At 63.4% G+C, this 11211-nt stretch carries 9 protein-coding genes; 2 read left to right on the top strand and 7 right to left on the bottom strand.

What is annotated here, in order from left to right; all coding sequences use genetic code 11:
* The 7 genes from G1E_RS26430 to leuC all read right to left on the bottom strand — a co-directional run.
* Positions 1–193 (bottom strand): FimV family protein (locus G1E_RS26430; protein WP_047150267.1); only part of this gene is annotated, 193 nt, incomplete at its 3' end.
* A gap of 71 nt (positions 194–264) precedes the next feature.
* Positions 265–1269: an aspartate-semialdehyde dehydrogenase gene (locus G1E_RS26425; RefSeq protein ID WP_009681660.1), complete on the bottom strand. Its 1005-nt coding sequence runs from the start codon at positions 1267–1269 to the stop codon at positions 265–267.
* 207 nt (positions 1270–1476) lie between these two features.
* Positions 1477–2589 carry an aspartate-semialdehyde dehydrogenase gene (asd, locus tag G1E_RS26420; RefSeq protein WP_009681661.1) on the bottom strand — a complete coding sequence of 371 codons (1113 nt, stop codon included), beginning with the start codon at positions 2587–2589 and terminating at the stop codon, positions 1477–1479.
* A 63-nt stretch (positions 2590–2652) separates the two neighbouring features.
* Positions 2653–3735, bottom strand: a complete 1083-nt coding sequence (gene leuB, locus G1E_RS26415) for a 3-isopropylmalate dehydrogenase (protein WP_009681662.1) — start codon at positions 3733–3735, stop codon at positions 2653–2655.
* Between the two features lie 54 nt (positions 3736–3789).
* Positions 3790–4554 carry a class I SAM-dependent methyltransferase gene (locus G1E_RS26410; RefSeq protein WP_009681663.1) on the bottom strand — a complete coding sequence of 255 codons (765 nt, stop codon included), beginning with the start codon at positions 4552–4554 and terminating at the stop codon, positions 3790–3792.
* A gap of 65 nt (positions 4555–4619) precedes the next feature.
* Positions 4620–5264, bottom strand: a complete 645-nt coding sequence (gene leuD, locus G1E_RS26405) for a 3-isopropylmalate dehydratase small subunit (protein ID WP_009681664.1) — start codon at positions 5262–5264, stop codon at positions 4620–4622.
* Positions 5261–6694 (bottom strand): 3-isopropylmalate dehydratase large subunit, encoded by a 1434-nt coding sequence (leuC, locus tag G1E_RS26400; protein ID WP_009681665.1) that lies wholly within the window; start codon positions 6692–6694, stop codon positions 5261–5263. Before leuC ends, leuD begins: the two co-directional genes overlap by 4 nt.
* 131 nt (positions 6695–6825) lie before the next feature.
* Between leuC and G1E_RS26395 the strand changes: the two genes are divergently transcribed.
* Both G1E_RS26395 and G1E_RS26390 read left to right on the top strand, forming a co-directional pair.
* Positions 6826–7704 carry a LysR family transcriptional regulator gene (locus G1E_RS26395; protein WP_009681666.1) on the top strand — a complete coding sequence of 293 codons (879 nt, stop codon included), beginning with the start codon at positions 6826–6828 and terminating at the stop codon, positions 7702–7704.
* Between the two features lie 62 nt (positions 7705–7766).
* Positions 7767–11063 (top strand): PAS domain S-box protein, encoded by a 3297-nt coding sequence (locus G1E_RS26390; protein ID WP_009681667.1) that lies wholly within the window; start codon positions 7767–7769, stop codon positions 11061–11063.
* Positions 11064–11211 lie beyond the last annotated feature (148 nt).

The following is an 11211-nucleotide window of genomic DNA, read 5'->3' as shown; positions in this document are numbered from 1 at the left end:
GCGCAGGCGCCAGGCTGGGTGCCACTTCGGCGGCCTTGAGGTCGCGCACGTCGAGCAATTCGATCTCGGCGTCCAGCGGCTGATTCTGTGCCGACTTCAGGGTCAGCTCCCCCAGGCCCAGCGCATTCGCCATGCCAGACGACAGCGCTGAAGCTGCAGCCATGGCCAGAACCAGTTTGCGAATTCGAAGCATGACCTCTTCCCTTGTATGAATCGTCCCGAAACCTGCATGCGGAGCAGGACAAAAGTGCTCGCCAGTATCTTTTACAGCCTGTGTTTAATCAACAATTGCGCCACTTGCACAGCGTTGAGCGCGGCACCTTTGCGCACGTTGTCGGTGGTCAGCCAGAGGTTGAGCTGCTGCTGTTCATCAATACCGTGCCGTACACGACCAACATAGACCACGTCTTGCCCGACTGCGTCACCAACCGGGGTTGGATAGTTATCATTTTCCACCCGTTCGATACTGTCGGCAGCCTCCAGGGCCTGGTTGACCGCGGCCAGATCGACTGGGTGACGGCTTTGCACGGCCACACTGAAGCTATCGCCGAAAAACACCGGTACTTGAATGCAGCTCACGGAAATCTTCAGCTCAGGCAGGCCCAGCAGCACACGCAGCTCAGTGACCAGGCGGCGCTCCAACGCGGTATGGCCCTGATCGTCGGCGGCACCGACCTGGGCCAACAGGTTGAACGCTACCTGGCGGTCGAAGAAGCGTGGCTCCAGCGGCCGGGCATTGAGCAGTTCGGCAGTTTGCCTGGCCAGTTCGCTGACACCCTCGCGGCCTTGTGCCGAAACGGCCAGTGCGGCCATCACCTGGATACGCTCGATCTCCAGCAGGCCCTTGAGCGGCGCCAGGGCGACGGCCAAGGCGACAGCGGCCGAGCACGGGCTGACAATTCGCGCGGGCAGCGCCAGGCCGGCGATGCGCTCGGCGTTGGCCTCGGGCACCAGCGCCAGGGCCTCGTCCAGGTCACCGGACAGGTCGATCACCGTGCAACCGGCTTGCAGCGCCTTGCCGGCAAAGCTGCGGCTAACCGCAGCGCCAGTGGCGAAGAACGCCAGCTTGACCTGGCCGAAGTCGAAGCTGTCGACTTCGCGAACCTTCAGTTTCTTCCCGGCGAACATCACGCTGCTGCCGGCCGACTCCATGCTGGCCAGCAGGTGCAGGGTTGCCACGGGGAAATCCAGTTCTTCGAGGATCTGTACCAAGGCTTCACCGACGCTGCCGGTGGCGCCGACGACGGCGATGTCCAATGGGTGTGTCATGGTAGGGATCCTCTTGCAGAAAACGGCGGGGGCGGCACTTTACTCGGATTGCAGGGTTTTGTCTGTGACGGCTTCAGCTTGGTTGGGCCAGCTGCGGTAGCAGACTGCTTGGCGGGGCCAGCGGTGGTTCGCGGAGGCTGCAGCAGCTGGCGCCAAACAAAAAACCCGTGCTGTTGCCAGCACGGGTTTTCGGACGAACCAGAACGATCAACGCTCCAGCAGAATCCGCAGCATGCGGCGCAGCGGCTCGGCAGCGCCCCACAGCAGCTGGTCACCCACGGTGAAAGCGCCCAGGTACTGCGAGCCCATGTTCAGCTTGCGCAGGCGGCCAACCGGAATGTTCAGGGTGCCGGTGACCTTGGTCGGCGACAACTCCTGCATGCTGATTTCACGCTGGTTAGGCACCAGTTTCACCCAAGGGTTGTGCTGGCTGATCATGCCTTCGATATCGGCAATCGGCACATCCTTGTTCAGCTTGATGGTCAACGCCTGGCTGTGGCAACGCATGGCGCCGATGCGCACGCAGATACCATCGACCGGGATCGGGCTCTTGAAGCGGCCGAGGATCTTGTTGGTCTCGGCCTGGGCCTTCCACTCTTCACGGCTTTGGCCGTTCGGCAGTTCCTTGTCGATCCACGGGATCAGGCTGCCAGCCAGCGGTACGCCGAAGTTCTCGGTCGGGAACGCTTCGCTGCGCATGGCCTCGGCGACCTTGCGGTCGATGTCGAGAATGGCGCTGGCCGGGTTGGCCAGGTCGTCGGCGACGGCCGCGTGGGTAGCACCCATCTGCTTGATCAGCTCACGCATGTTCTGTGCGCCAGCGCCCGAGGCTGCCTGGTAGGTCATGGCGCTCATCCACTCGACCAGGCCAGCTTCGAACAGGCCACCCAGGCCCATCAGCATCAGGCTGACAGTGCAGTTGCCGCCGATGTAGTTCTTGGTACCGGCGTCCAGCTGCTGGTCGATGACCTTGCGGTTGACCGGGTCGAGGATGATGACCGCGTCGTCCTGCATGCGCAGGGACGAGGCGGCGTCGATCCAGTAACTCTGCCAGCCGGCTTCACGCAGCTTGGGGAAGACCTCGTTGGTGTAGTCGCCGCCCTGGCAGGTCAGGATAACGTCGAGGGTCTTGAGTTCTTCAATCGAATAAGCGTCCTTGAGCGGCGCTGTATCCTTGCCCACGTTCGGGCCTTGGCCACCCACGTTGGAGGTGGTGAAGAACACCGGCTCGATAAGGTCGAAGTCCTGCTCCTCCAGCATCCGCTGCATGAGCACGGAACCGACCATACCGCGCCAACCGATCAGACCTACACGTTTCATCGCAACTACACCTTTGCTAAAAGTGGGCCGCCACCAGGAATGTGGGGTGGCGGGCCAGAGAGATTACAGATTCCGCAGGGCTGCGACTACTGCGTCGCCCATTTCCTGCGTACCAACTTTGGTGCAGCCTTCCGAGAAGATGTCGCCCGTGCGCAGCCCCTGGTCCAGAACCAGGCTCACGGCCTTCTCGATCGCCTCGGCGGCGGCCGACTGATTGAAGCTGTAACGCAGCATCATCGACACCGACAGAATGGTCGCCAGTGGGTTGGCGATACCCAGGCCGGCGATGTCCGGGGCCGAGCCGTGGCAAGGCTCGTACATGCCCTTGTTGTCGGCATCCAGCGAGGCCGAAGGCAGCATGCCGATGGACCCGGTCAGCATGGAAGCTTCGTCCGACAGAATGTCACCAAACATGTTGTCGGTCACCATCACGTCGAACTGCTTGGGGGCGCGCACCAGTTGCATGGCGGCGTTGTCCACGTACATGTGGCTCAGTTCCACATCCGGGTAGTCCTTGGCCACGTCTTCGACCACTTCGCGCCACAGCTGGCTGGAAGCGAGCACGTTGGCCTTGTCCACCGAGCACAGTTTCTTGCCGCGCACGCGGGCCATGTCGAAACCGACACGGGCAATGCGGCGCACTTCGCTTTCGCTGTACGGCAGGGTGTCGTAGGCCTGGCGCTCGCCACCTTCCAGTTCACGCTGGCCGCGTGGGGCGCCGAAGTAGATACCGCCGGTCAGCTCACGAACGATGAGAATGTCCAGGCCGGAAACGATCTCGGGCTTGAGCGAAGACGCGTCGGCCAGTTGCGGGTAGAGGATGGCCGGGCGCAGGTTGGCGAACAGGCCCAGTTGCGAACGGATTTTCAGCAGGCCGCGCTCCGGGCGGATATCACGCTCGATCTTGTCCCACTTCGGCCCGCCCACCGCGCCCAGCAAGACCGCGTCGGCCTTGCGCGCACGCTCCAGGGTTTCGTCGGCCAGGGGCACGCCGTGCTTGTCGATGGCAGCGCCACCGATCACATCGTGGGCCAGGCTGAAACCGAGCTGGAACTTGTCGTTGGCCAGCTCCAGCACCTTGACCGCTTCGGCCATGATTTCCGGCCCGATACCGTCACCTGGGAGAATCAGAATCTGCTTGCTCATGCTTTCCTCTATCCATTCACACGGCGTGGCCAAGCGGGCCCCACCGAAAAAAACTTATCGCTCTGCCCACAGCACCAGTACATCGCTGCTGAACGAGCCATCGCTGTCGATCTGATAATACTGCCGTACTTCTTCGCCCATGGCTTGCTGCAATTGGCGGATAGCCACGCGCATCGGCTCGGGGGTACGCATGCGCTCGACCCAGCTGGAAAACTCCAGGCGCAGCGGCTGGCGGGTGTGGCTGCGCACGTGCAAACCGGCTTCGCTAACCTGGCGCTGCCATTCGGCGGCGGAATAATCGCGCACGTGGCTGGTGTCGCGCAGCACTTCGACCGTTTGCAGGTAGGTGTCGAGCAGCGGGCTGCCCGGTGACATCACATCGATGAACGCCGCCACGCCGCCTGGCTTGAGCACCCGGCGCACTTCGCGCAAGGCCAGGCCCAGGTCGCTCCAGTGGTGGGCCGAGTAGCGGCTGAAAACGAAATCGAACGATGCATCGGCGAACGGCAGGCGTTCGGCCGCGCCGCGTTCGGTGATGATATTGCCCAGGCCGCGCTCGGCCGCGGCGCTGGCGACCACATCGAGCATGGCCTGCGACAGGTCGTAGGCGACCACTTCGGCTACCAGCGGCGCGACGTGGAAGCTGACATGCCCGGCACCGCAGCCCAGGTCCAGCACACGGGCGGCGCCCTGCCCTGCCAGTTCGGCCTGGAGCAAGGCAAATTCACTGCCCTGGGCGTGTACGGCGCTGCTGAGGTAGGCACTGGCTTGTTCGCCGAACTGGCGTTGGACCACGTCGGTGTGTTGGCTGCTGGTCATGTCTCGATCCTTTTGGTTCTGGGTTGGCTTGCCGGCGATGAGGCCAGCGAACCCGGCTACATCATTCAGGCATCCCGGAACAGCCAAGGCTGCGCAGCACGGTGCTTGCCTTCGAAGGCCTTGATCGCATCGCTGTCCTGCAGGGTCAGGCCAATATCGTCCAGGCCGTTGAGCAGGCAGTGCTTGCGGAAGGCATCGATCTCGAAGTGCAGCACCTTGCCGTCTGGGCGGGTCACCGCCTGGGCCTGCAAGTCGATGGTCAGCTGGTAGCCCGGGTTGGCTTCCACCTGCTTGAACAACTCGTCCACTTCCTCATCGCTGAGGATGATTGGCAGCAAGCCGTTCTTGAAACTGTTGTTGAAGAAGATGTCAGCGAAGCTCGGCGCAATGATGCTGCGGAAGCCATACTCGTCCAGCGCCCAGGGGGCGTGCTCGCGGCTGGAGCCGCAACCGAAGTTTTCCCGCGCCAGCAACACACTGGCACCCTGGTAGCGTGGATAGTTGAGCACGAACTCCTGGTTGACCGGGCGCTTGCTGTTGTCCTGGTAGGGCTGGCCCACGTCCAGGTAACGCCACTCGTCGAACAGGTTGGGACCAAAGCCGGTGCGCTTGATCGACTTGAGGAACTGCTTGGGGATGATCTGGTCGGTGTCGACGTTGGCACGGTCCAACGGTGCGACGAGGCCAGTGTGCTGGGTAAAGGCTTTCATGCTGCGCTCCCTTGGATCAACTCGCGAACATCGATGAAATGACCGGCTACCGCGGCAGCGGCGGCCATGGCCGGGCTGACCAGGTGGGTACGCCCACCGGCACCCTGACGGCCTTCGAAGTTGCGGTTGGAGGTGGACGCGCAATGCTCGCCGCTTTCCAGGCGGTCCGGGTTCATCGCCAGGCACATCGAGCAGCCTGGTTCACGCCATTCGAAACCGGCTTCGAGGAAGATCTTGTCCAGGCCTTCACGTTCGGCCTGCGCCTTGACCAGGCCCGAACCCGGCACGACGATGGCTTGCTTGACGCTGGCGGCCACCTTGCGGCCCTTGGCGATTTCCGCCGCCGCGCGCAGGTCTTCGATGCGCGAGTTGGTGCACGAGCCGATGAATACGCGGTCCAGCTTGATGTCGGTGATGGCCTGGTTGGCCGTCAGCCCCATGTACTTCAAGGCACGCTCGATCGAGCCGCGCTTGACCAGGTCGGCTTCGGCGGCCGGGTCCGGTACGCGCTGGTCGACGGCCAGGACCATCTCGGGCGAAGTGCCCCAGCTGACTTGCGGCTTGATCTGGCTGGCATCCAGCTCGACCACGGTGTCGAACACCGCATCGTCATCCGACACCAGGTCTTTCCACGCTTCGACCGCCTGCTTCCACTGCTCGCCCTTCGGCGCGTAGGGGCGCCCTTCGACGTAGGCAACGGTAGTGGCGTCGGTGGCCACCAGGCCCACGCGGGCACCGGCTTCGATGGACATGTTGCAGATGGTCATGCGGCCTTCCATCGACAGCGCACGAATGGCGCTGCCGGCGAATTCCATGGCGTGGCCGTTGCCACCGGCGGTGCCGATCTTGCCGATCACGGCCAGGACGATGTCCTTGGCGGTGACGCCGGCCGGCAGCTCGCCTTCCACCCGGACCAGCATGTTCTTCATTTTCTTGGCGACCAGGCACTGGGTAGCGAGCACGTGCTCGACCTCGGAGGTGCCGATACCGTGGGCAAGGGCCCCGAACGCGCCGTGGGTCGAGGTGTGCGAGTCGCCGCAGACCACGGTCATGCCCGGCAAGGTGGCGCCTTGCTCCGGGCTGATGACGTGGACGATGCCCTGGCGCTCGTCGTTCATCTTGAATTCGACGATGCCGTATTCGTCGCAGTTCTCGTCGAGGGTCTGCACCTGCAGGCGCGACACCTGGTCGACGATGGCCTCGATGCCGCCCTTGCGCTCCGGCGTGGTTGGCACGTTGTGGTCCGGCGTCGCGATGTTGGCGTCGATGCGCCACGGTTTGCGGTTGGCCAGGCGCAGGCCTTCGAAGGCCTGGGGCGATGTCACTTCGTGGATGATGTGGCGATCGATGTAGATCAAGGACGAGCCGTCATCACGGCGCTTGACCTCATGGGCTTCCCAGAGTTTGTCGTAGAGCGTTTTGCCAGCCATCAGACTGTTCCTCATCAGCGTCTTTCTGTGCCAAAAACCCCTTGGCTTGTATGGACGATGCTATGGGGTTAGATTGAATAACTCAAATTCATAATTTTTATGCTTTGGATAGCCAAAAGGAATACCAAACCATGGACCTGGCCAACCTTAGTGCCTTTATCGCCATTGCGGAAAGCGGCAGCTTTTCCGGGGCAGCGGAACGCCTGTTCCTGACCCAGCCCGCCATCAGCAAGCGCATCGCGGGCCTGGAGCAGCAGCTGGACGTACGCCTGTTCGACCGTTTGGGGCGCGAAGTGACGTTGACCGAGGCCGGGCGGGCACTGCTGCCCCGCGCTTACCAGATCCTCAACGTCCTTGATGATACCCGACGGGCGCTGACCAACCTGAACGGGGCGGTGAGTGGTCGGCTGACCCTGGCCACCAGTCACCATATCGGTCTGCACCGCCTGCCCCCGCTTTTACGGGCGTTCACCCGCCAGTACCCAGCAGTAGCACTGGATATTCAGTTCATGGATTCAGAACAGGCCTACGACGAGATTCTGCATGGCCGCGCCGAAATTGCCGTGATCACCCTGGCGCCCGAGCCGCACCACCTGGTCAAAGCGGTACCGGTATGGGACGACGCCCTGGATTTCGTCGCCGCGCCCGAGCACCCGCTGGCCAACAACCAGGCAGTGAGCCTGGCCGATGTCGCCCGCCACCCGGCGGTGTTCCCCGGTGGCAACACGTTTACCCACCATATCGTCCAGCGCCTGTTCGAAAGCCAGGGCCTGACGCCGAACATCGCCATGAGCACCAACTACCTGGAAACCATCAAGATGATGGTATCGATCGGCCTGGCCTGGAGCGTGCTGCCGCGCACCATGCTCGATGAACAGGTTGCACCCATCGCCTTGCCCGGCATACAGCTGTCGCGCCAGCTAGGCTACATTTTGCACACGGAGCGTACGCTGTCGAACGCGGCCAGGGCGTTCATGGCGTTGCTCGACAGCCACGCGGGGTCCGCCTGACCGGCCGTCAGCCCGGCATTTCCAACTCCAAGGACGCGTCTTACGCCAAAGGTCTGGTACCGATGCCCAAAACAGTGAACCGCTTTTTGCGCCTGCCGCGAATACCTGCGGCCGACCCGCAGGAATCCGAGCAGGCCTGGCAGAACGCCCCACAATTGCTGGCCGCGCTCAACGGCGCACGCCTGGGTGCCTGGCTATGGGATATCGAAAGCGGCCGGGTCAGCTGGTCACGCGGTACCCAGGCGCTGTTCGGCTTCGACCCCCAGCGCCCGCTGCCCGCCGATGCCGATTACCTCGACCTGCTGCCCGAAGAGGACCGCGCCCGTACCCGCCAGGTGTTCCAGGCGATTTTCAACGGCGAGCCGGTGGAACGCGCCATGCGCCACCGCATCCGCTGGCCGGACGGCAGCCTGCACTGGCTGGAGATCAACGGCAGCCTGACCCACGACCAGCATGGCCGGCCACAGATGATCGGGGTGGTGCGTGAAATCACCCGCCAGCGCGAGCGGGAAGCGGCATTGATCAACTCGGAGAAGCGCTTCGCCACGCTGTTCCACCTCAGCCCCAACGCCATTTTGCTCTCCCGCCGCCACGACGGCATGATCTTCGAGGTCAACCAGCATTTCGAAGACATGTTCGGCTGGCCTGGCAGCCAGGTCATCGGCAAGACCAGCCTGGAGCTGGGCCTGTGGGTCAACCCCGAGCAGCGTCAGCAGGTGATCGAGTCGACCCGCGCCAACGGCGACCCGCAGATCATGGAGGTCCAGTTCCGGGCCATCAGCGGCAAGGTGCACGACGGCATTCTCTGCACCCAGGGCATCGAACTGGAAGGCGTGACCTTCCTGATCAGCACCTTCGTCGACACCAGCGAGCGCAAGCGCGCCGAGCAGGCCCTGAAAGACAGCCAGGAGCGCCTGGACCTGGCCCTGGACTCGGCGCAGCTGGGCACCTGGGACTGGCACATTCCCAGCGGCATGCTCTATGGCTCGGCCCGCGCCGCGCAGTTGCACGGCCTGCCGCCGATTCCTTTCCACGAGTCGTTCGACGCCTTCTTCGAGGGTGTACCGGAACAAGAGCGCAACTCGATGCGCCAAGCCTACCGAAGCCTGCGCGAAGGCCCTGCCGGCAACTACCAGATCACCTACCGGGTGCAGCTGGAAAACGGCGTTTCGCGCTACATCGAGAGCCGCGCCCGGCTTTACCGGGACGACCAGGGCAACCCGCTGCGCATGGCCGGCACGTTGCTCGACATTACCGACCAGGTCGAACGCGAGCAGCGCCTGAGCGCCTCCGAGGAGAAGTTCGCCAGCCTGTTCCAGGTCAGCCCCGACCCCATCTGCGTTACCCGCCAGGACACTGGCCAGTTCATCGAGATCAACCCGGCCTTCACCCAGAACTTCGGCTGGAGCAGCGAGCAAGTGCTTGGCCGCACTGCCGAGGAGATCGGCTTGTGGGCCGAATCCATCGAGCGTGCGCAACGCATCGAACGGGTAATTCGCGAACAGGCGCTGAGCAATGTCGCCGTGGTCGTCAACCACCGCAGTGGGGCGCCCCTGACGTGCGTGATCTCCAGCCGCCTGATTACTGTCGACGACCAGCCCTGCAGCGTGACCACCCTGCGCGACATCACCCAACAGCAACGCGCCGAAGCGGCCCTGAAATCCAGCGAGGAAAAGTTCGCCAAGGCCTTCCACTCCAGCCCTGACGCCATCACCATCACCGAATGCAACAGTGGCCGTTACCTGGAAGTCAACGATGGCTTCTGCCGCCTGACCGGCTATAGCGCTGCAGAAGTGGTGGGCCAGACGGTGTACGAAATCGGCATCTGGGCCGATGACAAGCAACGCGGCGCCTTGCTCGCCGAACTGCGCGAGCGCGGCCGGGTTCATCACCGCGAGATGCTCGGGCGCAACAAGCGCGGCGATATCCTGACCGTGGAGGTGTCGGTCGAGCGGATCACCCTCAATGAAGTGGACTGCCTGTTGCTGACCGCCCGCGACGTCAGCCAGCTGAAGAACGCCCAGGCGCAGATCCGGCACCTGGCCTACCACGACCCGCTGACCAACCTGCCCAACCGCGCCCTGCTGATGGACCGCCTCAGCCAGCAGATCGCCCTGCTCAAGCGCCACAACCTGCGCGGCGCGCTGCTGTTCCTCGACCTTGACCACTTCAAGCACATCAACGACTCGCTGGGCCACCCGGTGGGCGACGCGGTGCTGAAGATCATTACCGCGCGCCTGGAAGCCAGCGTGCGCCTGGAAGACACCGTAGCGCGCCTGGGCGGCGACGAGTTCGTGGTGCTGCTCAGTGGTCTGGAAGGCAGCCGAGAATTGGTGGAAGCACAAGTGCGCGAACTGGCCGACACCCTACGCGAGCTGCTGGCCGAGCCCATGTCGCTGGATGGCCAGCGCCTGCAGGTCACGCCAAGCATCGGCGTGGCGCTGATCCCCGACCATGGTGCCACCCCGGCCGACCTGCTCAAACGTGCCGATATCGCCCTGTACCGGGCCAAGGATTCCGGTCGCAACACTACCCAGCTGTTTCACACCACCATGCAAAAGGCCGCCAGCGAACGCCTGCGCATGGAGAACGACCTGCGCCTGGCCCTGGCCCGCGGCGAACTGGCGTTGCACTTCCAACCGCAGGTGGATGCCCGTGACAACCGCATCGTCGGTGCCGAGGTGCTGCTACGCTGGCACCACCCGCAACTTGGCCAGCAGCCACCCGCGCAGTTCATCCAGGTACTGGAGGAAAGCGGGCTAATTCTGGAAGTGGGGAGCTGGATCCTGGACGAGGCCTGCGACGCCTGCGCGCGCATGCTGACGGACGGCCTGATCGACGCCGACGACTTCAGCCTGTGCGTGAACATCAGCCCGCGGCAGTTCCGCCAGGCCGACTTCGTGGGGCGGGTATTGCGCAGCCTCGACGACTACCGTCTGCCCCGCAAGATGCTGAAGCTGGAAATCACCGAGGGCATCGTCATCCAGAACCTGGAGGACACCATCAGCAAGATGCGCGAGCTCAAGCGCTATGGGGTGAGTTTCGCCATGGATGACTTCGGCACGGGCTACTCGTCGCTGACGTACCTGAAGCGCTTACCGGTCGATGCACTGAAGATCGACCAGAGCTTCGTGCGCGATGCGACGGTCGACCCGAACGATGCGGAAATCGTCCGTGCCATCGTCGCCATGGCCCGCAGCCTGGACCTGGCGGTGATTGCCGAAGGGGTAGAACTGACAGAGCAGCTGGAGTTTCTCGAGCAGCTGGGGTGCTACCTGTACCAGGGCTACCTGCATAGCCGGCCGTTGCCGTTGGCGGAGTTCCGGCAGATGCTGCTGGAAGCACCGGCGGATTACTGACTGGAACCCCGGTGTGGCCGCTTTCGCAGGGCCAGACAAAAAAAACGGCACCCGAAGGTCAATGCCAGTCAGTTAAGTCATTTGGGGCCGCTTTGCGACCCTTCGCGGGCACGCCCGCTCCCACATCTTGGACTGCCCCCAATAAGTT

It is taken from the genome of Pseudomonas sp. TJI-51, from assembly GCF_000190455.2.
Classification (GTDB): Bacteria; Pseudomonadota; Gammaproteobacteria; order Pseudomonadales; family Pseudomonadaceae; genus Aquipseudomonas; species Aquipseudomonas juntendi.
The sequence above is the reverse complement of the archived record's forward strand: the minus strand, read 5'-3'. Positions and strand labels throughout refer to the sequence as shown.

Coding starts and splice junctions, on each gene's coding strand:
- G1E_RS26425 (WP_009681660.1), bottom strand. CDS start 1,269: ATGACACACCCATTGGACATCGCCGTCGTCGGCGCCACCGGCAGCGTC.
- asd (WP_009681661.1), bottom strand. CDS start 2,589: ATGAAACGTGTAGGTCTGATCGGTTGGCGCGGTATGGTCGGTTCCGTG.
- leuB (WP_009681662.1), bottom strand. CDS start 3,735: ATGAGCAAGCAGATTCTGATTCTCCCAGGTGACGGTATCGGGCCGGAA.
- G1E_RS26410 (WP_009681663.1), bottom strand. CDS start 4,554: ATGACCAGCAGCCAACACACCGACGTGGTCCAACGCCAGTTCGGCGAA.
- leuD (WP_009681664.1), bottom strand. CDS start 5,264: ATGAAAGCCTTTACCCAGCACACTGGCCTCGTCGCACCGTTGGACCGT.
- leuC (WP_009681665.1), bottom strand. CDS start 6,694: ATGGCTGGCAAAACGCTCTACGACAAACTCTGGGAAGCCCATGAGGTC.
- G1E_RS26395 (WP_009681666.1), top strand. CDS start 6,826: ATGGACCTGGCCAACCTTAGTGCCTTTATCGCCATTGCGGAAAGCGGC.
- G1E_RS26390 (WP_009681667.1), top strand. CDS start 7,767: ATGCCCAAAACAGTGAACCGCTTTTTGCGCCTGCCGCGAATACCTGCG.